This window comes from Bacillus infantis, from assembly GCF_050107595.1.
Lineage (GTDB): Bacteria > Bacillota > Bacilli > Bacillales > Cytobacillaceae > Bacillus_AB > Bacillus_AB infantis_C.
Map to the genome: position 1 here is coordinate 63,554 of NZ_JBNILH010000007.1, position 26,303 is coordinate 89,856.

At 44.3% G+C, this 26,303-nt stretch carries 25 protein-coding genes, 1 pseudogene and 2 riboswitches; of the genes and pseudogenes, 6 read left to right on the top strand and 20 right to left on the bottom strand.

The genetic code is table 11. The features are described 5' to 3' along the window. Positions 1-149: 149 nt before the first annotated feature. Entirely contained in the window at positions 150-593 is a 444-nt protein-coding gene (locus ACQCVH_RS15405; protein WP_426836540.1) for a CBS domain-containing protein, read from the bottom strand. Between the two features lie 254 nt (positions 594-847). Beyond that, positions 848-988, bottom strand: a riboswitch (cyclic di-AMP (ydaO/yuaA leader). A gap of 357 nt (positions 989-1,345) precedes the next feature. On the opposite strand from ACQCVH_RS15405, the gene ACQCVH_RS15410 reads away from it, so the two are divergent. Beyond that, on the top strand, positions 1,346-1,531 hold the full coding sequence (locus tag ACQCVH_RS15410) for a hypothetical protein (RefSeq protein WP_035402415.1): 186 nt from the start codon (positions 1,346-1,348) through the stop codon (positions 1,529-1,531). A 113-nt stretch (positions 1,532-1,644) separates the two neighbouring features. Continuing rightward, positions 1,645-1,748, top strand: a riboswitch (SAM riboswitch). A 108-nt stretch (positions 1,749-1,856) separates the two neighbouring features. Then, entirely contained in the window at positions 1,857-2,981 is a 1,125-nt protein-coding gene (locus ACQCVH_RS15415) for a 5-methyltetrahydropteroyltriglutamate--homocysteine S-methyltransferase (RefSeq protein WP_426836541.1), read from the top strand. 52 nt (positions 2,982-3,033) lie between these two features. Here the strand turns inward: ACQCVH_RS15415 and ACQCVH_RS15420 are convergent, their stop codons facing one another. Beyond that, complete coding sequence (locus ACQCVH_RS15420) at positions 3,034-3,810, bottom strand: LysM peptidoglycan-binding domain-containing protein (RefSeq protein WP_426836542.1); 777 nt, start codon at positions 3,808-3,810, stop codon at positions 3,034-3,036. Positions 3,811-3,966: 156 nt separating this feature from the next. Beyond that, the gene (locus ACQCVH_RS15425; RefSeq protein WP_426836543.1) at positions 3,967-4,785 is read right to left on the bottom strand and encodes an STAS domain-containing protein; all 819 of its coding nucleotides are present in this window, start codon (positions 4,783-4,785) and stop codon (positions 3,967-3,969) included. Positions 4,786-5,050: 265 nt separating this feature from the next. Here ACQCVH_RS15425 and ACQCVH_RS15430 point away from each other — a divergent pair, with 265 nt between their 5' ends. Continuing rightward, the gene (locus ACQCVH_RS15430) at positions 5,051-5,242 is read left to right on the top strand and encodes a hypothetical protein (protein ID WP_426836544.1); all 192 of its coding nucleotides are present in this window, start codon (positions 5,051-5,053) and stop codon (positions 5,240-5,242) included. Positions 5,243-5,369: 127 nt separating this feature from the next. Here the strand turns inward: ACQCVH_RS15430 and ACQCVH_RS15435 are convergent, their stop codons facing one another. Continuing rightward, positions 5,370-5,831, bottom strand: coding sequence for a hypothetical protein (locus ACQCVH_RS15435; protein ID WP_426836545.1), 462 nt, complete (start codon positions 5,829-5,831; stop codon positions 5,370-5,372). Positions 5,832-6,035: 204 nt separating this feature from the next. On the opposite strand from ACQCVH_RS15435, the gene spoIIP reads away from it, so the two are divergent. Continuing rightward, entirely contained in the window at positions 6,036-7,169 is a 1,134-nt protein-coding gene (spoIIP, locus tag ACQCVH_RS15440; RefSeq protein WP_426836546.1) for a stage II sporulation protein P, read from the top strand. 49 nt (positions 7,170-7,218) lie between these two features. Here spoIIP and ACQCVH_RS15445 read toward each other — a convergent pair whose 3' ends face one another. The 5 genes from ACQCVH_RS15445 to ACQCVH_RS15465 form a co-directional block, all read right to left on the bottom strand. Beyond that, positions 7,219-8,079, bottom strand: coding sequence for a DMT family transporter (locus tag ACQCVH_RS15445; protein ID WP_426836768.1), 861 nt, complete (start codon positions 8,077-8,079; stop codon positions 7,219-7,221). Between the two features lie 134 nt (positions 8,080-8,213). Beyond that, a complete protein-coding gene (locus ACQCVH_RS15450; protein WP_426836547.1) occupies positions 8,214-10,094 on the bottom strand; it encodes an FtsX-like permease family protein in 1,881 nt (626 codons plus the stop codon). After that, on the bottom strand, positions 10,069-10,833 hold the full coding sequence (locus ACQCVH_RS15455; RefSeq protein WP_426836769.1) for an ABC transporter ATP-binding protein: 765 nt from the start codon (positions 10,831-10,833) through the stop codon (positions 10,069-10,071). The genes ACQCVH_RS15450 and ACQCVH_RS15455 overlap by 26 nt, the downstream gene beginning before the upstream one ends. Before the next feature lie 63 nt (positions 10,834-10,896). Beyond that, the gene (locus ACQCVH_RS15460; RefSeq protein WP_426836548.1) at positions 10,897-11,925 is read right to left on the bottom strand and encodes a sensor histidine kinase; all 1,029 of its coding nucleotides are present in this window, start codon (positions 11,923-11,925) and stop codon (positions 10,897-10,899) included. A 6-nt stretch (positions 11,926-11,931) separates the two neighbouring features. Then, positions 11,932-12,630, bottom strand: coding sequence for a response regulator transcription factor (locus tag ACQCVH_RS15465; RefSeq protein ID WP_426836549.1), 699 nt, complete (start codon positions 12,628-12,630; stop codon positions 11,932-11,934). A gap of 219 nt (positions 12,631-12,849) precedes the next feature. Between ACQCVH_RS15465 and ACQCVH_RS15470 the strand changes: the two genes are divergently transcribed. Then, positions 12,850-13,377: a small multi-drug export protein gene (locus ACQCVH_RS15470; protein WP_426836550.1), complete on the top strand. Its 528-nt coding sequence runs from the start codon at positions 12,850-12,852 to the stop codon at positions 13,375-13,377. On the opposite strand, the gene ACQCVH_RS15475 is transcribed toward ACQCVH_RS15470, so the two are convergent. The 3 genes from ACQCVH_RS15475 to msrA all read right to left on the bottom strand — a co-directional run bounded on the left by ACQCVH_RS15475 (position 13,343) and on the right by msrA (position 15,796). Continuing rightward, entirely contained in the window at positions 13,343-14,452 is a 1,110-nt protein-coding gene (locus ACQCVH_RS15475; RefSeq protein ID WP_426836551.1) for a DUF1835 domain-containing protein, read from the bottom strand. The genes ACQCVH_RS15470 and ACQCVH_RS15475 overlap by 35 nt on opposite strands. Next, entirely contained in the window at positions 14,453-14,995 is a 543-nt protein-coding gene (locus ACQCVH_RS15480) for a GNAT family N-acetyltransferase (protein ID WP_426836552.1), read from the bottom strand. It abuts the gene before it with no gap. Positions 14,996-15,265: 270 nt separating this feature from the next. Further along, complete coding sequence (gene msrA / locus ACQCVH_RS15485; protein WP_426836553.1) at positions 15,266-15,796, bottom strand: peptide-methionine (S)-S-oxide reductase MsrA; 531 nt, start codon at positions 15,794-15,796, stop codon at positions 15,266-15,268. A gap of 266 nt (positions 15,797-16,062) precedes the next feature. On the opposite strand from msrA, the pseudogene ACQCVH_RS15490 reads away from it, so the two are divergent. Further along, positions 16,063-16,227 (top strand): annotated as a pseudogene (locus ACQCVH_RS15490) (hypothetical protein); the annotation flags it as partial. A gap of 67 nt (positions 16,228-16,294) precedes the next feature. Here the strand turns inward: ACQCVH_RS15490 and ACQCVH_RS15495 are convergent. The 8 genes from ACQCVH_RS15495 to ACQCVH_RS15530 form a co-directional block, all read right to left on the bottom strand. Beyond that, positions 16,295-17,575, bottom strand: a complete 1,281-nt coding sequence (locus ACQCVH_RS15495; RefSeq protein ID WP_426836554.1) for a histidine--tRNA ligase — start codon at positions 17,573-17,575, stop codon at positions 16,295-16,297. Positions 17,576-17,829: 254 nt separating this feature from the next. After that, positions 17,830-18,702 carry a halocarboxylic acid dehydrogenase DehI family protein gene (locus ACQCVH_RS15500; RefSeq protein WP_426836555.1) on the bottom strand — a complete coding sequence of 291 codons (873 nt, stop codon included), beginning with the start codon at positions 18,700-18,702 and terminating at the stop codon, positions 17,830-17,832. A 59-nt stretch (positions 18,703-18,761) separates the two neighbouring features. Continuing rightward, on the bottom strand, positions 18,762-19,700 hold the full coding sequence (locus ACQCVH_RS15505) for a catalase family peroxidase (protein ID WP_426836556.1): 939 nt from the start codon (positions 19,698-19,700) through the stop codon (positions 18,762-18,764). 76 nt (positions 19,701-19,776) lie between these two features. Then, positions 19,777-20,511 (bottom strand): hypothetical protein, encoded by a 735-nt coding sequence (locus tag ACQCVH_RS15510; protein ID WP_426836557.1) that lies wholly within the window; start codon positions 20,509-20,511, stop codon positions 19,777-19,779. A 364-nt stretch (positions 20,512-20,875) separates the two neighbouring features. After that, positions 20,876-21,727 (bottom strand): GyrI-like domain-containing protein, encoded by an 852-nt coding sequence (locus ACQCVH_RS15515; RefSeq protein WP_426836558.1) that lies wholly within the window; start codon positions 21,725-21,727, stop codon positions 20,876-20,878. Between the two features lie 195 nt (positions 21,728-21,922). After that, on the bottom strand, positions 21,923-22,438 hold the full coding sequence (locus ACQCVH_RS15520) for an RNA polymerase sigma factor (RefSeq protein WP_426836559.1): 516 nt from the start codon (positions 22,436-22,438) through the stop codon (positions 21,923-21,925). A gap of 12 nt (positions 22,439-22,450) precedes the next feature. Then, positions 22,451-24,688 carry a sensor histidine kinase gene (locus ACQCVH_RS15525; RefSeq protein WP_426836560.1) on the bottom strand — a complete coding sequence of 746 codons (2,238 nt, stop codon included), beginning with the start codon at positions 24,686-24,688 and terminating at the stop codon, positions 22,451-22,453. Next, positions 24,666-25,358: a response regulator transcription factor gene (locus ACQCVH_RS15530; protein ID WP_009793320.1), complete on the bottom strand. Its 693-nt coding sequence runs from the start codon at positions 25,356-25,358 to the stop codon at positions 24,666-24,668. Before ACQCVH_RS15530 ends, ACQCVH_RS15525 begins: the two co-directional genes overlap by 23 nt. Positions 25,359-26,303 lie beyond the last annotated feature (945 nt).

A 26,303-nucleotide genomic window follows, 5' to 3' on the forward strand; every position in this document is an offset into this window, starting at 1 on the left:
TCCTCAAAACATGCTTAAATTAATAGCATTTTCCAGGAGAAACAAAGCTATCCTGAACCAAAACCTCCCCAAATCCTTGCGGCGCCAAAAAGTCCATACCAAATTGTATGGACTTTTTTTTCTGTATAAAAGTGGCTGCTCAGCCTTCCTTATGTTGTCTTGCTCTGCTCCCCAGGAACTGACAAGTTTCTTTCTTTATAGCTGCCTGCCAGATAATCGATAATTTCCCTTCTGCGGATCAACCCTATGAAGACGCCGCTGTCATCAGTAACAGGGACAAAATTCTGATTTAGTGATGAATTAATGATTTCTTCCATCTCACTGCTCACTAGCACCGGCTCATATGATCTGTGAAGCGGCACATCTTTCAGCATCACTTCCTGGATCTCATTAAAATCTACCCTGCCCATGCTTTTGAGCTTCCATAACAAATCCCCTTCTGACAGAGAACCTACATATTTCCCTTCTTTATTCAATATCGGGAAGGTTGTATAACGGTGATACTCCATTTTTTCCATGGCTTGTCTCATTGTCCAATGCTCGTAGACAAAAACCAGTTCATTTTTAGGCAATAAAAAAAACGCGATATTCATTACAGCTGATTCTCCTTCTTAATATCACTGAACACCTGCAGCATTTTTCCTGCTTAATTGTTCACTCCGGTTTCTTGGCAAAAAACTGTCTCCTGCAATGGAAATGCATAAACAGTCACATTACCTTTCTTTCCCTTCAAACACCAGCCCTAAAACGTGCGCAGAATATATACAGCACAAAAAAACCTGTCCTGGCTGCGGGCAGCTTCTGCAGATTCGAAAGCAGGGGGGCTGCTGATTAGGCGGTCTCCTGTGACCTCACTCGCTTTAGGCGACGAAGGTAGCTGACGGGCAGGATGGCGAAAGATCGTTATCATCCCTCCTGTATACTGCAGAATTAGCCCCTGATAATTGGTTCCTCCGTTCTCAAATATGAGATTGAGCCGATTCATTTTTTAGGTGTTGAAATAATTTTACTGCCAACTTTCCGCATAAGCAAATTTCTGCACAGACCTTTTTATATCAGGCCTTCAGCAATAGGAAAAAAAATGAGTGAATCCTCTATTCTACAAAGACATCATCATGTTTTCAACCAGTTTATTTCTTTTTTTAATTCTTTTTTATTTTCCGTTGACAGCCATTAAGTTCGTGAGTAAGATAAGGCAGAACAGGATTTATTATTGGAAATCATGACTTGAAATTTGGGTTTCGCCTCCTCTGATTTTGTAAAAACAAGAGTATCAGAGAGTAGAAGAAACGATGATGGAATGCATGCATAATACCTTTTAAACACCACAGCAACGGGAGGATTTATGGGAAACACTTGCCGATATGTCATTAATGCAGTTGGAAAAGGCGGAGAAACCTACTACACACAATGCAAAGATAAAAAAGAAATGGAAGAATGGATTTCTGAGCATCAGGATCGGATAGTGATGGAGGAAATCAAGGTGAAAGACAAAAATAAGCATCCGCTGCTGAAGCTGTTTTCAAAATAAAGCACAACACCCTATAAACATGTACAGATAGAGAGCTTGCACAAGCTCTCTATTTTCTTCCTTGCATTTCCCTCTTCTTTCATATAGAGTATTAGAAAATTACATATTGTTTCAGCTTATCCAGAGAGGTTGAGGGACTGGCCCTGCGACGCCTCAGCAACCAGCCTGTAAAGGTCCGGTGCTAACTCCAGCAGGCATTTTGCCTGGAAGATGAGAGGAATTTACCGATACAGGGCCTTCTCTCGCAGAAGGCTCTTATTTTGTGTTATTGCTCCTGGCTTCAGCTGATCTATATGAAAAACACTAAAGGAAAGCAGGTAAGAATATGACTAACATTCAGGATTTAAAGCCAGCAGCCAAAAGATCAATAGGACCATTCAAAGCGGATCATGTTGGAAGCCTGCTGCGTCCAGCGGAAGTGAAGGAAGCACGCAGAAAGGAACAAGAAGGGATTATGTCCTTTTCTGGGCTTAGGGAGATTGAGGACAGGGAGATTGCCAGAATCGTTGAGAAACAGAAAGAAATAGGCTTACAGTCCATTACGGACGGAGAATTCCGCCGTGCCTGGTGGCATTTCGATTTCCTTGAGGGGCTTAAAGGTGTTGAGGGCTATGAACCGGAATCAGGCATTCAATTCCACGGCACAACAACAAAGGCACATGGTGTCAGAATCACCGGCGCAATCGATTTTCTCGATCATCCGATGCTCGCCGACTATAAATATTTACACAGTTTAGCCGGAAGCAAAGCGAAAATGACCATTCCGAGCCCCAACATGCTCTTCTTCCGGGGAAAAAATGAATTCTCCCTTTATGAAGACCAAGAGCAGCTGCTTTTTGACCTGTCCCGCGCCTATCAGAAAGCCATACAGTCCTTTTATGATGCCGGATGCCGCTACCTTCAGCTTGATGACACTTCATGGGCTGCATTCTTTTCAGAGGCTGGCCTTCGTTCCATCAGGGCTAAGGGCCAGGATCCCGTCAGGCTGAGAAAGCTATTTGCCAAAGCAGTCAATGAAGCTGTGGCCAAAAAACCGGAGGACATGACCATCACGATGCACATATGCCGGGGCAACTTCCGTTCAACCTGGACTGCCGAAGGAGGCTATGATGCAGTATCAGAAACAATCTTTGACGGCCTGAATATTGACGGACTTTTCCTGGAATACGATGATAAGCGTTCAGGAGGCTTCGAGCCCCTGCGCTATGTCAAACGTCCCGATCTGCAGGTTGTCCTCGGGCTCATTACATCTAAGCACGGCGAGTTGGAGAATGCTGACAGGATCAAGCGCAGAATCGAGGAAGCATCTAAATATACAGGACTAAACCAATTATGCTTAAGCCCTCAATGCGGCTTTGCTTCCACTGAGGAAGGCAATATCCTGACAGAACAGCAGCAATGGGAAAAACTCAGGCATGTTGTCCGCATTGCAGAAGAGGTCTGGAAATAAGCATTGTGAATGGCAAGTGAGGGGACCGCAGGATCCCCTCACTCCTTCATTTTCAGTTTGCTATCATGCTTCCTAGAATCGAGATCATCGTCTCATAAACCTCTTCTGATTCCTCCTGGTTCACATAATGGATTGTGAATCGAAGCAGCTTATCGTCTACTTTTTTGACAATCATGTTTGCCTGATCAGTTTTGTTATGTGCGTGCAGAACCATCATGCTATCTCTATAAAATGGAACCTGGACAGATTTCATCTCTTGTGGCTTGCCAATCGTCCTGAGATAATCCAGAGAATTTTTCTTGACTTCATCCATTACTGATTTGCCGTCAAGAACTTCCACCCTGGCAAAATACCGGGCATTCTTCCCATATTCCAAAAGGAAGCGGCGCGGCTCTTCTGCATGGAATGTATAGTCTTTCTTGACGGAAACGGACAACTTCACCTTATCAGCATCATATGAAGCAACAATCCCCTTATTGACTGACAGCTTCTGCCCTTTTAGAATCAGGTCGCTCTTCAGCCCGTTAATTTTTTTAAGTTCAGCGATGCTGAGAGCGTATTTTTGGCCGATCCCCCAGAGTGTGTCTCCCTTTTTTACCGTAATCGTTCCTGGGACCTCCAGTTTGCTGCCCGCATAGATCCTATCGCTCTTTAATTGATTGATATGCTTGAGCTGCCCGACTGTACTGCCGTATTTCCTGGCAATGCTGTAAAGAGTGTCCCCTTTCTTTATCTGGTAAAACTCCTCGGCTGCTGCATGGCCCTGGCTGAATGTAATGATTCCTAATGCCATCAGTCCTGCTGCAGCCAGTTTTTTTACTTTTTTCACTTTTAAAACCCCCTTCTGACAATCTTGATGTAATTTTTCTATACTCCATATTAGACGGGGGCAATGAATAACTGTTTCAGAGGGACAAACCCATTTTTTCATTTAAAACTAATTTAAAAAGCTGTTTTTTTTTAGGAACCATCTTCAGACCTTGAATCAATTTAAGAAATCTTCCAGTGCCTGCTGAAGGGTTGCCTTCGTAACTGCTTTGCTCTCAAATGAAAGGCCAAGTGAAGTGATTTTTTGGACAAGGGCCGGACGAAGGCCGGTTATCACACATTGGCAGCCCATCATATTCGCTCCGTCGATGATCCTCATGATATGGTGTATGACATCTGTTTCCATATAGGCAATGCCGGAAAGATCGATCACAAGCGTTTCAATGCTGATCCGGGCAATTTCTTCAAGCGCTTTTTCCCCGATAGTATGGGATCTAGAGGAATCAATCTGCCCAATCAATGGCAGCACACATACACTTGGGCTGATGGGGATGATGGGAACAGACAAATCCTCCACGATTGCTTTCTGGGCCTTGAGCAATTCGTCCTTATAATCTGAGTAGCTTAAAAAGAAAGCATTCAAAAACTGATCGACCTGATCATTTATAAGCCGCTCCAGTTCGTAAAATTCTTCATTCCTTTTCTTTTCTTCACTCTCATCATTAAACTTTTCGAGTAAATACCAGATGGTCCTTCTAATCGCCTGTACCCACTCCAGCTTAAATGAAAGAGTCAAATTATGCTTAGCCCAAGAGGCTCCTTCCTTTTTTGCAAATTCTTTTACCTCTTCCCTCTCTTCCTTTAGTACGTGCAAGACAAGAGCATGGGCATTGTTTAGGAGATCAATATTTCCGATCAAGAGAATTTCCTCTATTTTTTCGCGTACATTCACTGCTTCATTCAGGAGCTTTTCCTGAAAGAAGCTTGAATTGCTCCTGAAAAATTCTGCATATTCTCTTTCTAATGCGATTGCCACCCAAAAATCACTCCCATAAAAATATTTCGTTCTACAATTATAACAAATTTTCTGAAAATAAAACCATTCTCCATTCCTGCAGATTTTTCGGCTTTATGGCAAATATTTCAGTTAGTGAGGCATTCATTAAAATTTGAAGTTTTTATCCCAAGATGCGATTAAAGGCAAAAAAGCCGGGGAAAAGTATGTTAAGCTTTTCCACCATTAAGTGCTTTTCGCCAGACTTCCTTTCTATAAAGGAGGATTGGCGGGAGGTGATTAATATTTGAGGAAGGCTTACAGCATAAAAGATCTGATAGCTTATCTGGATATGAAAGACTATCCGCTGACTGAGGAGGCCATTCTGGATCTCATTCAAAAACGGAAGCTCCCCCATCAAAGACCTTTTGGCAGCATCATCGTTTTTGATTTGAATCATATAGATTGGTGGGTTGACCATCAGCGCAAAAATGGTTAGCTGTCAGCAAGCCCCGCTCTTTAAGAGTGGGGCTTAACGTATTTAAAACCGTATAAAAATGAGCAGCGCCCCATACATACAGCAGCAATCTTTGTCTCTTCATTTTTGCAACCCATTATGGCTCATTCTATAATGCATCTTCCAATTTTCGTATCCATTTATAATACTGGATCAACAAGAAGAAAAGGATTGGGTCTACGATTGCTGCATGCCAAAGCCTCCACCATCCATAATGGAAATATCCCCAAGGCTCCGGAAGCAAAGTGGCATATTCGTAAAGAAGAATGGCTATAACCCAGAGGATGATATATAAGATTCTTTTCCGCAAGTAGGAATGTAAAGGGTATCGACTAAGAAAGAGAATATTTACTGGAGGTAGCAGCAGCATGTGTGCGAGCAGTCCGCCAAAATCCGGTTCTATGCTGAAATACCAGTATCCATGCAGCTTAAATTCTATGATGACATCAAAGGCCTGCTGAAATGCAATCGTAAATGTCCATATATGCAGCTTCTGATTGCCAGACAGTGCTTTGCCGAACTTAACAGCTGCAATATTAAAAATGATAATTGAAATAATAAGTCCGGCCATCTCTTTTCCCTACTTTTCAATCAGCAGGCTTCTGCCTCTTTTTCTTATAAAATCCCCCGTTTGGCGGCAGGTTATTCAGTGCCTTTCTGATAAAGCCATCCCTATTTTGCAAATACATCTCCCAGCAGGAACTTTACAAATCATTGTCCTCTCATATCGCATACTCTTGTAAAAATGAGCATATGGTGAATTGAGGTGAATTTCATGATAAAAGTTGTAACAGTAAACGTAAAACATTACAAAGATCTCATCTATCTACTAATCGCTGCCGCCGTTTTCCTCTTTTCTATCATTATCTACACTCAATTCAGCTCAAAGTCACTGGAACGTGTTATGAGAAATATTGAAATCAATGAACTTCTGACTTATTTTATCAGCTCGGCCAATCATTCCTTCGCTCCTGACAGCGACCCTTTTACCTTTGAAAATGTGACAGATGCTTTATTTTCCCTTGCCACAAATGTTAAGCCTACGGATGCCCGTACCTTCCTCGGAACAGAGCTTCCCGGCCTAGTGTATTTTGATACAGAAATTGTGGTTGCCGGTGAAGGAACCGATCTTTCCACACTTCCATTCGAATCAGCACCTCCCGCAGAAGTGCTCATGAATGAGCGTGAAGTTGCAGAAGACAAACTGCAGCAGCCTGTGGCGGACAAGCCTGCACAACCGGCCAAAAAGCCCGAAAAAACGGATGTGCTGATTTATCATTCACATAATATGGAGGCTTTCCTCCCGCTGCTTAAAAACACTAAAGACGCCAATAAAGCCGTAACTTCAGATGAACGGGCCAATGTGGTCGGCCTGGGCAGCAGGCTTTCTGATGCACTGCTGCAAAAAGGGATTGGGGCGTCCCAGGACAAAACCAATATTAATAAGGAATTGCTCAAGAGAGAGTGGACGTACTCTTCTTCCTATAAAGTATCCAATGAAGTTGTCCACGCTTCTGCAGAAGCAAATCCAAATTTGAAATATTTCATAGACATCCACCGCGATTCTGCCAGGAAGGATAAAACGACTGCGACGATCAACGGCAAAACCTATGCACGTCTGTATTTCATCGTCGGCAAGGAAAATAAAAATTACCAGGCCAATCTGGAATATACAAAAAAACTGAATGCAAAGGTTGAGGAAAAATATCCAGGCCTCAGCCGCGGGGTATTCTTGAAGACAAAGCTTGAAGGAAACGGGGTATATAACCAGGATATCTCAAACAGAGCTATTCTGATTGAGCTTGGCGGAGTCGATAATAATCTGGAGGAGCTTCACAGGACAGTTGATGCTTTGTCTGAAGCATTTGCAGACATCTATTGGGAAGAAAACGGCGGCAGCAAAGAGTAATCCGCCGAGAATAGCGAAGAGCCGCCCTTCTGAGGTGCGGCTCTCTTTATTAGGCGCTGCTCTTTTTAAATGTCCAGTTGACAAGAAAAATTCCGAGAAAAATAAGTGCTCCACCTGCATACACATACCAATGCACAGCTTCCCCCAGAAGAAGCCATCCAGACAGCACGCCAAAGAATGGGGCAAGGAAAAGGAAGGCACTCGTTTTCCCCGGATCTCCTTTGCTTAATAAATAAAACCAGACAGCGAATTGGACAATGGACGCCATTACAGCGAGCCATAAGACAATAAAGACCGAAAACGGCGTGATGTGCAGTTCAATCTTTTCCACCGTCAAGCTCATAAGCAGCAGGACGATTCCTCCGAATAGAAGCTGATAAGCAGTCAAAACCCAGGTATTGAATTGCCCTCCCCACCTTTTAATAAGCAATGTAGCGATTGCCCATGAAAAAGCTGCCCCGAGACCAAGGAGAGTGCCTGATTCCAGCTGGAATTGAAAGCCAAGTGTCAGTATTACACCAAGAAATCCAGCAATGACGCCAATCCATTGGATCTTTGTATACTTTAGGCCGAAGAGGAGCGTACCAAGAACTACTACAATCAACGGATTACTGAAGGTAAGAATGGACGATTCGCCCGCGGTGATGGTTCTTAAGCTGAGAAAAATACAGCCCATCACCCCTGCTGTCTGAAATAGGCCGATTGAGAACACTTTCAGCCAATCTGTCATTGTGCCAGGACGCGGGAACCGGTGAACAATGGCTGCCATCAGCACCCCGGCAATGGTAAAGCGCAGACCTGTCAGCATAAGGGGAGAGATATAATCGAGCCCGATCTTCCCGATAGCGAAGGACGAACCCATAAGGGAAGTAGTCAAAAGGACCAGCAATATATAGGTATAGCGGTTCATATCAGCATCTCCCCTTGTTTTCATAAACTCTATGTTCACCTATGCATTCTAAAGGCAGACAGGCACCCTCCGTCAACTAATCAATTTCGCAGCAGACGAAACAAAGCAGGATCTCATCCAGATCCTGCTTCCTTTTAACGGAGGGCTCCCTTAATATTTCTTAAATATGCCGAACGGATGAAAGCATAGTAGACTAGCTGAATCAGTAAAAAGCTTCCCAGCACAAGAGCAGATTCCTTGATGAGCGAGGTGCCGAACATATTCTGCAAGCTGGTAAGGGCGACAGCACCATGGACAGCGGCAACACATACCGGTACAAAAAACAGGAGTCCAATCTGCACTGAAACCACTTTTGACAGTTCAGCATCCGTCAGCCCAATTTTTGCAATGCGGGAAAATTTCTTCTTATCTTCATCAAGATCGCTAAAGAGCCTGAAGTAAAGGAAGCTCCCGGCCGCTACAAAAAACACAGCGCCGATAAATAGGCCGACAAATAGGATGGCGCCATACCATTGGACGATCTTATCCAATTCATGAGCAAGCGGGAAAAAGCTGTATTCCTTTCCCAGTCTGCTGATCGGAAGCTCTTCGGCCAGTTCTTCCCCAATATCTGAGGTACTCTTCCAATCTTTCACATCAAACATATAAAAATGCCGTTCGTTGGCAGAATCCTGCAGAGCAGCAAACTTATTGTCTGAAACAACATAAAAGCTCTCATAAACAGGAAATGCATACGATTGGGTATTTCCTGCAGCAGAAATAGATTCCCCGCTTTCTACAAGGGTTAGGTTTGTTAGTTTTCCTTTTTCAGCAGGTGTTTTCCTAGGCACTATTTTTATTGCTTCGTCCCGCACAGGGTCTACTGCATTGCCGCCTGCCGCTCTGGCTATCGGATTATATTCAGAGCTTTTGACAAACATCGCCGTTCTGTCGCCGACTGTCTGGTAAAGCCCGACCGCCTTAAATTCACGGTAGGAGATCTCCTCTTCCTTCAGCTTTGTCCGGATTAGACCGACTTGAGCTGCTTCTTCCTTATTTCCCGCATAGCTGCTGTAATCAAAAGCAAACGGATTCTCCTCTTGAACCGCCTTGGTCATGACTGTCCTGAAACCGACCAGCGAGCCAATAGCTGAGAATGCCACAGTTGATACGATGGAAACAATGAAGAAGGTTCTGGCATTATCCTTCATCCGGTAGGCCAGATCAGAGAAAAGAAGCAGATTCGTTCTTTTGAAGAGGAAAGAATGCTTCTTCTTCAATCTGCCGATGATATACACGCTTAGCTGTGTAAAGAGAAAATAGGTGCCGATAATAACAACAGTGCTGACCGGCACCAATGCAACGCTCACATAGACACCCTCTACCTTAAGAGCTGTAAAATATCCCGTCCCGAGAAGGACTGCAGACAGCAGGGCAAGCAGGCGTGAGGCTCTGGGCTCAGGCTTTGGAGCAGCACTTCCTTTAATGAACGCTGCCAGCTGATTCCCTCTGAATATGGAAACAGTGAAAATCGAGATAAAGACAAACAGCAGAACGAATGCACCTGCAGTCAGGCCCAGTGCTTCAAAGGGCATATAAAACGGCAAAGCCTCTTTTAGCCCAAGAACATTTTCTGCTGCAAGCAGGATGGCCTTCGCAAGGACAAGGCCAGTACCGATTCCTATTAAAATCGAGAACAGGCCGATCATGATATTTTCCAGAAAGATCATTTTTCTGAGCTGCATGCTTGTCATCCCATGCATAACCAGCAATCCCAGCTCCTTTTTTCTTGATTTCAGGAAAGCGCTCATGCTGAATAAGACAAAAAAGAAGGAAAACACATAAATGACGCCTTCCGCGAAATGCAGCCCAACCGAGACATGGCTGCCAATGCCTTCTGTTTTCAAGCCGGGATGAAAGGCAAAGACTGCATACACGAAAAAAACCATTACAGAAAAGGCGCTGCTCAGCAGATAAGCAGCATACAGCCGCTTGTTGCGGTGCACATTTTTAAACGCGAATTGACGAAAGGTCATGTGCATTCCCTCCCAGGATTGAAAGCATATCGATGATTTTTTGGAAAAAAGCCTGCCGGTTGTCTCCCTGCCTGATTTCATTGTATAGTCTGCCGTCCTTGATAAAGACGACCCGGTCACAATAACTGGCAGCCAGTGGGTCATGCGTGACAAGCAGCATGGTCGTTCCGTCAGCTTTATTTATGTCTGACATTGTCTCCATTACATCGCGTGAAGCCTTTGAGTCCAGATTCCCGGTCGGTTCATCCGCAAGCAGCAGCTTCGGCGTATGAATGATTGCCCTTGCAATCGCGGCCCTTTGAGCCTGACCGCCCGAAATTTCATACGTCCTTTTATTCATGATCGGACCGATGCCAAGCTTGCCGGCCACCTTTTCTGCTTTCTCTTCCATTACTTTCAGGCGGACCCCATCCAAAGTTAAGGGGAGCAAAATGTTTTCTTTTACAGTCAGTGTCTCCAGCAGATTAAAATCCTGAAACACAAAACCAAGCTCCCTCCTGCGGAATTTTGCTAAATCATTTTTCTTCAGCAAATTCGGATTTTTTCCTTCTATCAGTATTTCGCCCGAAGTAGGGGAGTCAATCGTAGATATCATATTCAGCAGCGTAGTCTTCCCGCTGCCTGAAGGGCCCATAATTCCGGTGAACTCCCCTTTGCTGATTTCCAGGCTGAGTTCTGACAGCGCCCGGTAAGATACCTTGCCTGCATAAACTTTGCTCAGCCGTTTTATCTGAAGCATATTATTCATATAGCTTCTCCTCTCTTTCTTCTGTTGCTTTTATGTTAAAGGAGAGTGATTGCTTCAGCTATCGATGTTCCTTTCAGGAGTCTTACAATTTTGTAAGATGCTGTTCGGCTCATTGAACAGAAAGCGGACAGCAGTCCCCTTTTCTTCCTCGGACTCCAGCTCCAGCTGAAATTGAAGCTTCATGCTGATTTCTGAAACCAGATACAGTCCCATGCCTGTTGATTCCGGGAAACGGCGCCCGTTTTCACCGGTAAAGAAAGGCTGGAAGACACGCTCGATATCACTGGCCGGTATTCCATGCCCGCGATCCTTCACTTCAAGGATGACAGTTTCTCCTTCCTGCCAGAAGGAGATGGTCACCTGTTGATTTGTACCTTTTGAATATTTTATGCTATTTATCAGAATCTGGGAGACTGCAAACTCGAGCCATTTCTTGTCAGAATGGACAATAAGATCAGCCCCTGCTGCAATTTCAGGATAAACTTCATTCCGGATGAACAAGCGCTTATTTTCCTGCACCAGTTTCACAGCCAGCTCCCTCAGCCTGACAGGCTCTGCATGGAAATCATGCTCAAAAGATTTTAGCCTTGCATTGTACAGTACTGTTTCCAGACCATTATGAATTCTGTCCGTCTCTTCCCTGATGCTTTCACGGCTTACTTCGTCATCATCCTGCAGCAGCAGTTCTATGACAGACAGGGGGGTTTTCATTTGATGCACCCACTGATTCATAAAGATAAGATGTTCATTTTTATCTTTTTCCCATTGCGCCAGCTTGTTCTCATAAAGCTGGTATTGATTCCGCAGGAGCTGATCTAGTGCTTCTGCCATCGGATAGAAGCCTGTCACAGAAATCGATTCATCGAGAGCCGCAAACGGATCAGTGAGCCGTGCATAATATCCCTTCATCCCTGCATAACGGAAAACCAGATAACCGCCGAGCAGGCAAAGCCCAAAAAAAACAGTATATAAGCTTACCTTTATGTCCCGGAATCCTGCCATACGATAGATGATAAGCACAGAAAAGAGCATGACAATATGTAGAAAGATGACCCCTGAATGATCCTTAAAAAAGAGCTTCAAAACCAATCAGCTCCTTTTCCAGGTATTTTGAAGCAGATAGCCTGCTCCCCTGACGGTCTCGACCGCTCCGGTTATAGATATTTCCCTGAGCTTCTTCCTTACTCTGTTCATATTGACATTCAATGTGTTTTCATCCACATAAGCCTGATCATCCCACAGCTTTTCGAGCAGCGCTTCCCTGCTGGCAAAGCGGGGATATCTTTTCAACAGAATTTCCAGGACCGCACACTCATTCTTTGTGACCGAAGCCTGCTTTTCTCCGAAAACAAGCAGGAGTCTTTCAGGATAAAGGATAAGTCCATCAGCTTCAATCTGCCGTTCCTTCATTTTCAATGCATATTCCCCATATGCCCTCCTTAGATGGCTCTTGATTTTAGCCAGGACGACCTCATAATGGAATGGCTTGGTTATGTAATCATCGCCTCCATGCTCTAATGCCATAATTTGGTCCATTTCACCCGTACGGGCTGAAACGAATATGATCGGGCAGGTTGTCAATTGCCTGAGCTGGCGTGTCCAGTAAAAACCGTCATAGCTCGGCAGATTGATATCCATCAGGACCATCGCAGGCTGCTCTCTTTCAAAGCATTTAACTACCTCATCGAATTCCGTGCATACGGCAGCTTCATAGCCATACTTCATGAGATGCGACTTCAGCAGTTCTGCTATTTTTGTATCATCTTCCACAAGCAATATTTTGTGCATATCCTCTCTCCTGTTTACAAAATGTATGTATGGATATTTAACAGCATGCTGTTTCTTTCAATTTTAGCTCAGACACACTTTCAGCTCTCCATATTTATATACTGGAAGGAGATTAGCTGCTTTTTAAACAAAATTAAACACAATCTTACCCTATATTAAACTGTTGCTTTTATAATAGTAATAAATGATTTGAGCAATAGCGAAGAAAGGAGAAGAACGATGATTGAATGGGCAGAATCCGCCAGTGCTTTCTGGCAGTATATCGTCATTTTTATTTTCTCAGCTGCACCCTGGATGGACATTTCCATTATGGTTCCGCTTGGAGTACTTTGGGGATTATCACCCTTTTGGACAGGAGTCCTGGCATTTGCAGGAAATCTTCTGCTGCTGATCTTGCTTGCTCTCTTTTTTGAGCAGTTCTTTCTGTGGAGGAACAGCAGGCGGGAGAAAAAAGGGGCATCCGGCCCCACAAAAAGAGATATACGTTCAAAGCAGCTTTGGGAAAAATACGGTATCCCGGGCCTCGCCCTTCTTGCTCCTTTATTGGTTGGGACGGATATTGCTGCCATAGCCGCTTTTTCCCTCGGGGCTTCCCGTTCCCGGGTTCTTGCCTGGATGACCGTCAGCCTTGCCATGTGGACAATCGTGTTTGCGGCTGCTTCCGCCTATGGGGTCAGTTTGCTGGATTTCACCCAGGAAGCGCTGTTGGCTTCTACTCCCGCAGCTTCACACGGTAATGCCGCATAGATTTTGGGACTCCCCTTGATTCAAGATTGCCATTGTAAATCAGTTCTCTGATCCGGTACTCCAGGTAAAATAAATCTGTGTCCGGCAAATCTTTATCTGTTATGGCTCCAATTAGGTGTCCAGCTCTGACAAAGCCATCTTCACTATCAGCTTCAATTTCTTTTATTGTTTCGATGATAATAGGGTCTAGATGGTCTTCTTGAACGGAGACAATGCATTGGTTCTCCCATTTGCGCAAAACTGATTGAGTGCGGGTAAGTTTTTCCCACTCACTCAGGAGCTTTGAACGCTGTTTCTCGCTCAGGGGGGAGTTCTCTTTGCCCCTCTTAAAAATAAGCGACAGATTGTCGGGCTCCATTTGGCTTGTATAACGGGCAGGCCCATTATTCTTCAAGCCCATCTCTGTGAATTGGCCAGTGGAATTAATGACGATTATGTCATTTTTCTTGCCATCTAGCAGACTCATTAAATAGCGGAGATTTGTCTGCTCATCCGCATTTTCGCCTGCCCATATATAGATGGGCACTTCTTCAGGGATATCAGCTATTTCCAGGAGCATATTGTCAATTTTCTGATCCAGTTCAAAGTCTTCTATCTGGTAGTTGATATGGTCAAACATCCAGTCAGCACGATGTTTTTTCCCCTCTTCAGTATCCAGTTTCCATAGAGGCCCAATGCCAAGATGTTCTATCTGGCTGATTACTTTCTCCCGCTGAGGCAGCATAACCCTTATGCTGCCGGCAGCGGATTCTGATGGTGCAATATGGACAGCGGTGAATGAGTGGCTTCTCCTGGTTTCTGTTTCTTTTTTATGCTGCTGAATCGCCCTGTTGATTATTTTGATCATTTTATAGTGGTTTTCAAGACTCATAAGATAACCGCGGCCTTCCAGAGGCTGATGGTTTTCATGATTGAAATCAGAGAAAGCCTCCCCTGCTGCCATCTCATAAGTTTGCTTCTCCAGTTCACGGAAACTATTGGAATCAAGAAATTCTGTCCTATTTATTTTGCAGACAAAAACAACATTCGGCTCAGCATAGAAATAAATAAAAGGATATCGGATTCTTATAGACATTCAGTCATTCTCCATTCCTGCAGCAGTATGGTGAAGATGCCACTCTTCCCCAAGAATCGCATAATAATATTCATCCCGCCATCCTTCACCATGCGGAATGCACTTTTTGAAAAATCCTTCTCTCCTCATCCCGATTTTCTCCATCACTTTAAAGGATGCGATATTTTCCGGCTGGCAGGTAGCAATGATTCTGTGGAGATTCTTTTGTTCGAACCCGTGCTTCAAAACAGCAGAACCTGCTTCAGATGCCAGACCCCTGTTTTGGAAATGAGGGTTCATTGCCCAGCCGATTTCATAGGTATGAGTTCCAAAATAGGGATGAAAAACGATATGGCCGGCGAGCTGCCTGTTTTCTTTAACAATGACTGGATAGTTTCTTGCTTCAATCATATTTTCCTTCACAAATTTCATGGCAGCTTCTTCATTGAAAACACCTTCCGGCATATACTCCATGACTTGTGCATCAGAGGTATATGTATAAACATCCCGCCAGTCCTTCTCCTGAAAATCCCTGATGATCAGCCGTTCTGTTTCTATATACATTGATTATGCTCCTTTGTATTTCAGATCAACTGACAATATTCGGCATTTTATAGAGGATTTCCTGCTTAGCTAATTTGTTTTCTTTATTTGAAGATGCAAACTGTTTTTCATTGAAATACTTTGATATCAGACAAGAAATGCAGCTTACTCTTTGAATTATGGCAGTAAAATTGCCCGCGAATCTGCATCTTCTCCATCCTCTCCTTCCTCTCAGAAGATAGTGTCATTAATAAAAGCCCCGCATGCAAGATTGCGGGGCCTTACTAAGCTTTACTTTTCCCAATGCTCTTTAATGAACTCATCACGCCCTGATTTTTCCCTGTCTTCCTTGTAATGGGCGGAATTTTTCTTATAATAGTCCTGGTGATAATCTTCAGCCGGATAGAAGGTTTCAGCAGGCAGTACCTTTGTGACAATCGGCTTGCTGAACTTTCCGCTTTCCGCAAGCTTATTGCGGGCAGCGATTGCTTTGTCCCTCTGAGTTTCATTGTGATAGAAAACAGCAGTCCGGTACTGGTCCCCGCGGTCATGGAACTGGCCGCCTTCATCTGTAGGATCTATCTGCTGCCAGAACAGTTCAAGCAGGTTTTCATATGGAAATACTTCAGGATCAAATTCGATTTGGACAACCTCATAATGGCCGCTGTCCCCTTTTTTTACATCTTCATATGTTGGATCAGCAACATGCCCGCCGGTATAGCCGGAAATGATGCTATGAATTCCGTCAAATTGATCGAAAGGCTTGACCATGCACCAAAAGCAGCCTCCAGCAAAAGTTGCCAATTCTTTTCTCTCTGTCATTCGCAAATCACCTTTTCTATTAAATATGAGAAGCTTTTCTACCAGTTTACCACCTCCAAAGGCTTTTGGATATTCTCATGTTTAGTATTAAAAACTTTTACTGGGCAAATGTCCATTTTTCAAATTCCCCGCCATATAATGGGGGCAACCGCCCTCCTGCTGCATAGCATACAGAGAAAAAGAGACTGGAGGCTATGCAAATGAATCCTTATATGGCAATTCCTGAGTATGCATATCAGCAGCATGATGAAAGGTTCCTTCCGCTTCTGGCAATTGGTGCAGCTACCGGCGGGTTCGGTTTTGGCCGCCCTGGCTGGGGCTATGGCGGTTACGGATTTGGCTACGGACGTCCCGGGTGGGGCTATGGCAGGCCCGGCTGGGGTTATGGACGTCCCGGATGGGGCTATGGCTTCGGACGACCAGGCTTTTGGTATTAATAAATAATTTGGAGAAACATGCAAAGCAAATGTTTGCATGTTTCTTTTTTCAGCCATACTTCTAAAAATCAAATTTCTCGAATGCTTCTTCCCCTGTTTCCATATCCTTTACTTTATACTGGTTATTAGAGACTTCTTCTTCTCCCAGCAGAATCACTTTCCTGATGTTTTCCTTGTTAGCCCTTTCAAGAGCCTTGCTTAATTTGCGGCTGCCCAGCTCCAACTCTACTCTCCACCCTTTTTCGCGCAGATACTGTGCAAGAGCAAGGGATTCTTTTGGCGTATTGATTGGAATGATAAAATAATCTGCCGTACTTTCCCGTTCAGTCCAGGAAAGGCTTTGGCTGACTGCGGTAAAAATGGCATCCAACCCAAACGAGATTCCAACAGTCGCAACTTTTTTTCCGCTCCCTATGAAGCCGCCGATTGCGTTATCATATCTGCCGCCGCTCCCTATGCTTGAGGCAAGCGATCTGTCCGTGAGGAATATTTCATAGATCGTGCCTGTGTATATGTCCAGGCCTCTTGCTAAAAAAGGATTAAAAACCGATTTCCCGCCGCAATTCAAATAGGTTAGATAACCTTCCAGCTCCTGCAATTCCTGCAAACCTTCTTTTAAGAGGACGTTTTTATCCTCGATTTCCTTATAGTAGGCAAGCTCTCCAATATTCGTGTCAGAAATAAAGCCCGCAATTTTTTGAATCGTTTCATACCCGATATCCTTTGCTGCCAGTTCTTCAGAAACCTTCTTCCAGCCTGCTTTTTCCAGCTTATCCAGCACAAGGATTGCCTCATTGCGCTTCTCTTCCAGCACGCCAAATTCCTGTAGCAAGCCGGAGAGCAGCTTGCGGTTATTATATTGAATTGTAATATCGAGGCCAATCCTCTGAAAGGCATCCAGTGCCATTACCATCAGCTCGGCTTCAGCAAGCTGGGAATCTGCTCCTGCTATATCAACATCACACTGTGTGAACTCGCGGAGACGCCCTGTTTTTATCGGGCCATCGCGGAAAACTCTGCCGATCTCATACCGCTTGAAAGGAAGCCGTATTCCAGGATTCATAGCAGCTGCTTTTGCAAAGGGGATAGTCAAATCATACCTTAAAGCCAAATCTCTGTTCCCGCGGTCAGACAGCGTATACATCTCCTCAAGAATCTCTGCTCCCCCGCCATACTTAGAAGCGAGAAGTTCAGTATAGTTCAGAATCGGGGTCTCCAGCGGTTTGCATCCGTATTGAATGAATACATCCTCCAGCTCTCTTTGAATCCTCCGTCTTACAATCTCTTCTTCAGGCAAATAATCTTTAGTTCCTTTTACATTTTGATAATCCATCTTTTTCATCAGCTATTCCTCCAGAATAAGATTTAGAGATGATCCTCACCCTTTTAAAATTACAAAAAAACCGCACTCTTTTAAGTGGATACTTAAAATAATGCGGTTCATGATTAATAGCCTTCCTATTTGCGATTTTTAAAAATCGATAGCAAGGCTAGTTTTTATGATGATGGTTTTGTGAAAATGGACAACTGCTTCTATCCGGCTGCATAAGGATCACCTCTGATTTCCATATAATGTAGCATAGAGAAACAGTAATATCAACTGGATTTTGACGGCGGATACAAAAAACGGCGGATGCACTCACCTTCTACGATAAGATCTGCGAGAAAATCAGAAAAAAGGGCAATCACTGCCATTATTCCGGCAGCATCCTTCTGTGAGTACATGGCTGCCAGCTCCTCTGGCGTGATGGCAACAGGGTAAGGAAAGCTGGTATGAACCAGCTGCCTGGCTTGCTCCTTTATACTCCTGGACCTCAGTGAAAACTCTTCAGAAGATACATACTCTTTCATCCCGTACCAGACCGGCTGCAGAAATTCCGGGTATAAAACAAGTGCACGATAATCGCTGGCGGTATCATAGCTGTGCTTCGCAGTCATGATATCCCAGAGTATATCCTTTTGTCTTCTGTCAGCTTCCGGAAAATCAATCAGCCGAATGGATGGCAGCCCTGGTAAAATCCCCGGCTCCAACAGTCCGCCGGACAAAGTCCCGCCCTTTATCGGCCTGTACCCCAAGCTTTCCTGCCAGGCCAATGCAATCAGAAGAAGCTTTGGATTAACATAGTTGAAAGTAAAAACAATGCTTTCAACTCTCTTCAGACGCTCCATCCCCATAATCCTTTCCCAGTCGTATCGTTCAGGCACAAAAGAAAGGCCGGGTTCTCTCAAACTTGCTGCTGCCCTTTCTGCATGAATGGTTAGCATGCTGGGCCGCACCTGCTGCCACCCTGTATAGAGGAATTTTTCATAATGCGCCAGCGCCCGGAAGATAAAATTGACAATGGGCACCTTTAATACATGCTTAATATCACCATACAGCAATTGCAGTGAACCTGGAGCGCTCTCCTCAAAAATTTCCGGGATTCCGAATTGCAGTTTTTTCAAAGCGGTCACCGTTTCCTTTTTCATTAAACATATGCTTAAGAAAATGGAATATGTAAGAATAGCTGCGGGTTAGAGCAGCCAGCTTAGAGCCCTTCCTCCTTCTCGCTTTCACGCCTCTTTCTCGATTCATGGTAGGCTTCATGCCGGAAGTGGAGAATAGGGTCATCGCTGCATTCAATTCCTTCAGGCAGAATGGTCGGATCAAAAATCATTTCATTTGGTTCTTCGTTCTTATGTGTGATTGTCAGTTCTCCAATTGCAAGCTTCTGCCTGTCTCCCGGCCATAGCACTGTCGGGTCGTCTGTCGGATCGTCTTTTTCCCCAAGCTGCACTGACAATGTAAAACGGACCGAGCCCTTTGCCAGCCTCTCATCCAGCTCTGTTCCGAGATATGTTTCCGCAAGATGGCCGGCCGCTTCTTTTTTAGTGTACATGCTGACGCCTTCTTCCGGCTCCCAGATGAATTTAACTGCCTGCCGTCCTCCCTCCCTGGTGGTAAGGTAAAAGGCATGGATAGAATAATAAAGAGCAGCTGCATAGCTTGCAGGCAGCCTCACCTCCTGGATCAGCTCAATGAACGCTTTGCTTTCAGGAAAGGCCTTAGCTATGCCTGCCAATGATTTAAGGTCAGGCTTTCCCTTGCGTATAGAGGCAAACAGCTCAATAATTTGGGTGAAAGATTCGGGTGTCCTCGCAAAAAACAGCGGCACGGTCGTACATACAAGATTTGTAACGTCTCCATCTGGCAGCTGGAATTGAACTGCCATTCCCTTAGGCGGAGTCAGCGCATCACTGTGTCCAGGATTGGTCGAGCTGTTGGAAAAACGGATGATAGCCGGCACCTCGCCACCTTGCAGATGAGGGGCAGACGTCAAATAGGCGGCTTGACCGTTTGGCTTAAAAGTTCCTTCATAGGAGATTCCCCGTGCATGTGCCCTTTTGCGGCCAGGGAACTTTCCGGCTGCCCCTTCAATACTATCTATGGCACGTCCGGCAAGATTGGTATTTTTAATGCTATCCATCAGCTGGCCCCCTTTTTTCTTATTGATTACTCTATTCTTCCCCTGAGCCGGCTTTTAGAAACAAATCGGTGTGTTATTAAATGACCATGAGAAGGACTGAATAGCCAGCAAGACCGATGCAGAATGCCGCAAAGCTGCTTTCCCGCTCTTCCGGCAGCTCCTCCTTCAGCACATTCAGCACCACGCCTCCAGCCAGGAAAGCGACAAGGATTGAAATGATAAGGTCATGAACTTCCATAACCGCTCCGATCACCCAGCCGAGCAAAATTGCTGCAGTCAGAAGTATGCGGCCGTATTTGTCATAAACTTCACGGTGATCCCGCCTGAGTCCTCTGTCATTGGTGATGAAATGGATGCTTAGAGCTATAAAATAAAAAAACATTCCCCACGGGCTTTCATATTCCTCGCGTATGAGGAGATAACCGATGATGCTGTTATAAATAAAAAAAGATCCGATATGAATCCAGAACACGCCGGCAGAAGTCAGGTTTTCCGTCTTGTCTTTCTTCTTCTTTTTGGAAACCTTCACAATCCGTTCAAGGCCATAAAATATCGCCAGTCCAATCATGGCAATCAGGTAAATATGATTCTCAATATATTTTCCTGCATCCGTCCCGATCGAATCCTCCAAGCTCTCCTGATAGCCATTCAATTCTGGAAGCAGGTGCAGGAACACATAAGCAACAGCGATGCCGCCGGCTACGGAAAGAATCCTGCTCCTTGGGGTTTCCTTGATAAAATTCATATATTTTGAGGAAAAATGGATGAGCGCAAAACCGATTGCAAAAATCATGCTGAGCCAAAAGAGCATATGATCATTCCTTTTTTAGTTTGGTGTCTGTTTCGGGCTTGATGGGCGGCCAGGACGGCAGGTTTGGTAGGATGGGCGGCTGGCTGAATTGCGAGTTGGTAGAATATCTTTTGAAATGGTAGAATATCTGCTGAAACGGTAGAATATCCTGTGAAATGATTGAATTATTTTTTGAATTGATCAAATTACCCGCCGAATTAATTAAAAAGCCAGCTGAACATAAAAAAATCCCAATAAAAAAATAGGATTTATCACAAACCACTGGCTTCCCGAAGCCTAATATTCCATAACCTGACTCAAGACAGTCTAAACACCCTTATTTTCAAAAAAAGAGCAGCTATATGCCGCTCTTTCACTTTATCTGTTATTTTACCGGTATCCAAATCTCAGAATAGCAGTCCGGGCTGTAGGGATCATCGTCATTGTAGACCTCAAGCTCAGGTGTCCCCGCATGCTCGTACGGGTTGGATGGGAACCACTCTGAGAAGATTTGTTTCCAGGTACTCTGCATAGCATCAGGCATCTTCCCATGCACCTCGAAAACAGCCCATTTGGAGGCAGGAAGAATCAGCTCTTCTAATCCTTCCGGCTTCTCGCCTTTGCATTCAGCCGCAATCCAATAGTCCATCTTTGGCTCTCCGGTTTCATCCCTTTTATCGACACAAATTCCAAGAACATGTTCATTGAGCGTGAAAAGGGTTTCATTGATGCCATCTTCATGCACCTGCTTCCACATCTGTGGAATGCCTTTGAAATTCTCTCCGTTCTCCATGGAAAATTCCTTTCTGATTCCTGCCGCTGTAAAGCTTTCTTTTTCAATGATTTTATACTTCATTGGTTCCGCTCCCTTCAAGGTTACCTGTATGACCAGGCGATTATAGGCATTAAGCTGTCCGGCCTTTTTACGCGCCTCTGTTGGTGTCAACCCATGCTGGCGGCGAAAGGCCTTCGCAAATGCCTCAGGAGTTTCGTAGCCATATTTCAGGGCGATATCGATGACCTTTTCATCTGATGCTATAAGCTCCTGCGCTGCAAGCGTCAGCCTCCTCTTCCGCAAATATTCTCCAATAGACATATCAGTCAGCACAGAGAATGTCCGCTGAAAATGGAAGGAAGAAGCATTTGCCCGCAAGGCAATTTCCTCCACTGAAATCTCTTCCAGGAGGTGGTCCTCCATATAATCAATTGCTTTCTGCAGCCCCTCAGCCCATCCCATATCGCTCACTCCCTGCTTTTATAGTAGCAGCTGTTCGTTCTGGTCTCCTGTCAGTTTTTGCTCTTTGATGACAGCCATTTCTTTTCTGTAACCTATTCTATGTAAAGTACAGAACTCCCTTTAAAAAACGTGAAGATTTCTCTATCAATATAAAGACAAAAGGAGCTCATGTTTAGCTCCTTTTGTCTTTATATTCTACGTATTTGCTAATCCGATAAAAAGAGGCTTCAATCTTTTCCTCGCCCTGTACAATCTTGTTTTTACAGTGCATGGCTTCAGGTTAAGCACCTCTGCAATCTCTTTTTCCTTCAGCCCCTTGCTAGCTTTGAGGTGAAGGATATCTCTGTAGCCATCCCCCAGAGTATTAATAGCCCGATTGATCTGCGCCTCCATCAGCTGTGCCTCCACCATGCTCTCCACCGCTTCACTCTTAACACTTCCCAGCGCTTCGATTGCCTCTAATTCCATAGGCTGGCAGCTTTTCTTCCGTTCTCTGCGTACAAAGTCGATTGCTGTTCTGGCTGCAGTAACATTCAGCCATGCTCCAAGCTTCTCCTTGTCAATTATGGTGTGTGCCTTATTGAGTGCCTTAATAAATGTTTCCTGTACGGCATCTTCGGCTAAATAAGAGTCTCTTGTAATAGAATAGCTGATATGGAAGAGCCTTTTTTTATGAGTTTCATATGAATTTGCTATTTCTGCTCCAGTCATTTTTCCACTCCCTTACTCCTCCACCGGCAATATAAGAATTACTTTGAAGAGATCGCCATCTGTCTCGATTTCAAGCTCTCCTTCGTGTAAATCAATGATCGATTTGGCGATGGCCAGCCCCAGGCCGGATCCATCGGTATGGCGGGATTCGTCACCCCGTTTGAATCTCTCGGACAGCTCTTCAGCATTATCATTAAGCTCATATTTTGAAACATTCTTGAAAGTGATTTCCGCTTTTCGGCCCGTCTCCCGGATAGAGATATACACACGGCTGTTTTCCAGTGAATATTTCAGGATATTGCCGATCAGATTATCAAATACCCGCCAGATTTTCTGTCCATCAACCATAGCAGCCAGCGGCTTTTCAGGTTTTGTTACACGGAAATTCAGGCTTGATCCCTGGATCATTTCATCATACTCTCCGAGGGACTGCTGAAGAAGCTGGACAAGATCTGCTTTCGTTTTGGCAAGCTCTATATTTCCGCTTGCCATCTTGCTTACTTCAAACAAATCCTCGATCAGGACCTTCAGCCTTTGCGACTTGCGGTCTATGATTTCCAGGTATGCCTCCCTTTCATCCGGATCAATGCCCTCCTGCTTTAAAAGCTCCGTATAAGTGATAATCGAAGTCAAAGGAGTCCGAAGATCGTGGCTCACATTTGTAATCAGCTCCGTTTTCAGACGCTCACTCTTGGCTTCCTGGCTCTGGGAAGATCTTACCGCTTCCTTCAAAAGATTGACATTAGCAGCCAGGTCAGACAAAACAGATTTTCCGGAAACCTCGAGATCCGGACCCAGATTTCCCGACGACAATTTCTCCGTATATTGGACGATGCGGTTAAAATAGCCGATCTTTTTTACAAGGCTTATTGCAATCCGCGTGCCCAGACTAAAGAGAATGATAAGATATACAATGATAAATATTGGATCTATAAGAATGATGAGGGAGAGGGCTCCCATGCCAAAAACAAGGATGAACATGATGAACATTTTGGTGCCTGTGCTTCTATTGATGAAAGCATCTTCCACTGCCCGATTAGATGTTGCGTATATCTTCTTTAATAGGACGCTTCCCTCATACAACAAGCTATTCTGCCAATCATCCCTGGTCCGCTTCCCGTTCTTAAGGACTGCATAAAGATATTTCCACTGCACAATCACAAGTCCCCATAAAGCAGTGGCAGCAGGAATAAATATAATTAATTCCAGCCTGTCATAAGGAACATTTACCATATTCATGGTCGTATCCATAATAACTGACATACAAGTCATGGCTCCTATTGCAGAAAGCAGAAGAAAAAGGATTCTGGAGTCAATCGGCAGCTTGTTATAATATGGCTCCCATCTTGTCATTACCGTGTTCAAAGCCATTGACCTGCGTGAGATTAAAACCCACAGAAGGAAAGCTGCCAATCCTGATGCTGAAAGGATAGCCAGCACCATCTGATCTCTTTTATATGCCTGGTTATCATAAAAAAAAGGATTGGAAGGGCCTATTTGGGCGGCAACAGCAATTTTCCCTTCATAATCACCCATCGAATTCAGAAGGGGGTCAATTATAGTGGTATCACGGGGCAAACTGTAGAAGAATAAATCTGATCCAATGTAATAATTAGTTGCGTACTGAACCTTATCTCCGCGAAAATACTCTTCTGCTGTTTCACCGCTCTTTAAATGAATATTTGTATAAACCTTTCCAGTTCGGTCGTTTTTAAAATAATATAGTAAGTTTCTCTTGACCCTTTGATAATCTTCCCGATACTGTTCTCTCTGTTTAAATAGTGCTTCAAGCTTATCTTCCTTTTCCTTGACTACCTTAGGCCTCACATGGTCATCACTTTGAAAGTTCTTGGTGATATCAGCTATTTTTCCATCCCGTTCATTGACGAAAGCTTCTTCGGCTTCTTCATTGCCAGCATCCACGGCACCCTGGATGACCCCTTCATACTGTGACTTGATATTTGCTATCTGAGAAGGGAGGGACCCATATCTTGTCCGATGCTCTTCAATGTCGGCAGCAGATACTGTTATTTCCTCTTTCGCTTCTTCCAATGTAATATCATACAGCTCCAACATACTTAAATAACCGGCAGCTTCATCTATGGAATATTGGAAACTGTTTGTATGAAAATAATCACGATGAGAATAATTGCTTGTTAAAAGAAAAGCTGAAAGCACCCCATTAATGAAAATGGTGAACAAAAGTGCCCATACTCCAATCATCAGCCTACCTTTCCATCTTGTATCCAACACCCCAAACCACCTTTAAATATCTTGGATTTTTTGCATCGATTTCAATTTTTTCACGTATTTTCCTTATATGTACGGCAACCGTATTTTCTGCGTTATAGCCAGGCTCCTTCCAGACCAGTTCATAGATTTCCTGGATAGAAAATACCCGGCCGGCATTGAGCATCAGCAGCTCTACTATTTTATATTCAATCGGTGTGAGCTTGACGGGCTCGCCATTGACCTTGACCTCCTTTGTTTCCTTTTCAAGCGTCAGCCCGTTTAGATCTACGACTTTTCTGATGCCTTCAAACGTCCCGAATGACACATATCTTCTCAGCTGTGACTTGACCCTTGCGACCAGTTCCATAGGGTTGAAGGGCTTGGTCACATAATCATCAGCGCCTACCTGAAGCCCCAGGATTTTATCGGTATCTTCGCTTTTCGCGCTCAGGATGATGATCGGGATATTCTTTTTTTCCCTGATTTTATAGGTGGCAGAAATGCCGTCCAGATTCGGCATCATGACATCCAGGACAATCAGGTGGACCTGGTGTTCATTGAGCATCTCGAGCGCTTCAATGCCATCGCCAGCCTTAAGGACTGTAATTCCTTCATTTTTTAAATAAATCTCAATTGCGTCGCGGATCTCCTTTTCATCATCTACAACAAGAACATTATAATTTTCCATTCCCCTATTCCTACCTTCTTAGCAGCTGCTTATGTATCTATCATAAAGAGCAAATCTTAATATTCCTTTTATAAATATCTTAAGATTTTCTTAATATTGGATCTTGCTTCCACTATTGTATACTAGAAAACTTGCGGTGAAAGCATGGAAAAAGAAAAAGCCGTCAGTGGAGCAGCATAATTAAAGGTAATATTAATTAGGAGAAAGCTGGCTGTTGCGCTGACTATTATTAAAGAAAGATTCCGGCTATCCATCTCTGCAATAAATTGGCTTTTCGCTATTATTGGAATTAGATGTTCTGCTGGGACCGCTATTTTTCTTTTCGCATGAAATAGTGGTTCCAGTTACTCCGCCTGGAACCGCTATTTTTCTTTTCGTACAAAATAGTGGTTCCAGCTTCTCCGGCTGGGACCGCTATTTTTCTTTTCGCATGAAATAGTGGTTCCAGCTTCTCCGGCTGGGACCGCTATTTTTCTTTTCGCACGAAATAGTGGTTCCAGCTTCTCCAGCTGGGACCACTATTTTTCTTTTAAACCAAATAGTGGTTCCAGTTACTCCGCCTGGGACCGCTATTTTTCTTTTCAAACGAAATAGTGGTTCCAGTCACTCGGCTGGGACCACTATTTTTCTTTTCGCACGGAATAATGGTTCCAGCTTCTCCGGCTGGGACCGCTATTTCTCTTTCCGCATGAAATAATGGTTCCCGTCACTCCGCCTGGGACCGCTATTTTTCTTTTCGTACAAAATAGTGGTTCCAGCTTCTCCGGCTGGGACCGCTATTTTTCTTTTCGCACGAAATAGTGGTTCCAGCTTCTCCGGCTGGGACTGCTATTTTTCTTTTTACACCAAATAGTGGTTCCAGTTACTCCGCCTGGGACCGCTATTTTTCTTTTCAAACGAAATAGTGGTTCCAGTCACCCAGCTGGGTCCACTATACTGCCTTTA

What these genes read in the sequence shown, in the direction of transcription:
- ACQCVH_RS15480 (WP_426836552.1), bottom strand. Translation starts at nt 14,995, where the DNA reads ATGTATATAGAAACAGAACGGCTGATCATCAGGGATTTTCAGGAGAAG.
- ACQCVH_RS15465 (WP_426836549.1), bottom strand. Translation starts at nt 12,630, where the DNA reads ATGCACAAAATATTGCTTGTGGAAGATGATACAAAAATAGCAGAACTG.
- ACQCVH_RS15515 (WP_426836558.1), bottom strand. Translation starts at nt 21,727, where the DNA reads ATGGGATGGGCTGAGGGGCTGCAGAAAGCAATTGATTATATGGAGGAC.
- ACQCVH_RS15510 (WP_426836557.1), bottom strand. Translation starts at nt 20,511, where the DNA reads ATGCTCTTTTGGCTCAGCATGATTTTTGCAATCGGTTTTGCGCTCATC.
- ACQCVH_RS15405 (WP_426836540.1), bottom strand. Translation starts at nt 593, where the DNA reads ATGAATATCGCGTTTTTTTTATTGCCTAAAAATGAACTGGTTTTTGTC.
- ACQCVH_RS15505 (WP_426836556.1), bottom strand. Translation starts at nt 19,700, where the DNA reads ATGGATAGCATTAAAAATACCAATCTTGCCGGACGTGCCATAGATAGT.
- ACQCVH_RS15450 (WP_426836547.1), bottom strand. Translation starts at nt 10,094, where the DNA reads ATGACCTTTCGTCAATTCGCGTTTAAAAATGTGCACCGCAACAAGCGG.
- ACQCVH_RS15475 (WP_426836551.1), bottom strand. Translation starts at nt 14,452, where the DNA reads ATGTCTATAAGAATCCGATATCCTTTTATTTATTTCTATGCTGAGCCG.
- msrA (WP_426836553.1), bottom strand. Translation starts at nt 15,796, where the DNA reads ATGACAGAGAGAAAAGAATTGGCAACTTTTGCTGGAGGCTGCTTTTGG.
- spoIIP (WP_426836546.1), top strand. Translation starts at nt 6,036, where the DNA reads ATGATAAAAGTTGTAACAGTAAACGTAAAACATTACAAAGATCTCATC.
- ACQCVH_RS15500 (WP_426836555.1), bottom strand. Translation starts at nt 18,702, where the DNA reads ATGAAAAAGGAAACGGTGACCGCTTTGAAAAAACTGCAATTCGGAATC.
- ACQCVH_RS15520 (WP_426836559.1), bottom strand. Translation starts at nt 22,438, where the DNA reads ATGACTGGAGCAGAAATAGCAAATTCATATGAAACTCATAAAAAAAGG.
- ACQCVH_RS15530 (WP_009793320.1), bottom strand. Translation starts at nt 25,358, where the DNA reads ATGGAAAATTATAATGTTCTTGTTGTAGATGATGAAAAGGAGATCCGC.
- ACQCVH_RS15410 (WP_035402415.1), top strand. Translation starts at nt 1,346, where the DNA reads ATGGGAAACACTTGCCGATATGTCATTAATGCAGTTGGAAAAGGCGGA.
- ACQCVH_RS15470 (WP_426836550.1), top strand. Translation starts at nt 12,850, where the DNA reads ATGATTGAATGGGCAGAATCCGCCAGTGCTTTCTGGCAGTATATCGTC.
- ACQCVH_RS15445 (WP_426836768.1), bottom strand. Translation starts at nt 8,079, where the DNA reads ATGAACCGCTATACCTATATATTGCTGGTCCTTTTGACTACTTCCCTT.
- ACQCVH_RS15455 (WP_426836769.1), bottom strand. Translation starts at nt 10,833, where the DNA reads ATGCTTCAGATAAAACGGCTGAGCAAAGTTTATGCAGGCAAGGTATCT.
- ACQCVH_RS15495 (WP_426836554.1), bottom strand. Translation starts at nt 17,575, where the DNA reads ATGAAAAAGATGGATTATCAAAATGTAAAAGGAACTAAAGATTATTTG.
- ACQCVH_RS15415 (WP_426836541.1), top strand. Translation starts at nt 1,857, where the DNA reads ATGACTAACATTCAGGATTTAAAGCCAGCAGCCAAAAGATCAATAGGA.
- ACQCVH_RS15435 (WP_426836545.1), bottom strand. Translation starts at nt 5,831, where the DNA reads ATGGCCGGACTTATTATTTCAATTATCATTTTTAATATTGCAGCTGTT.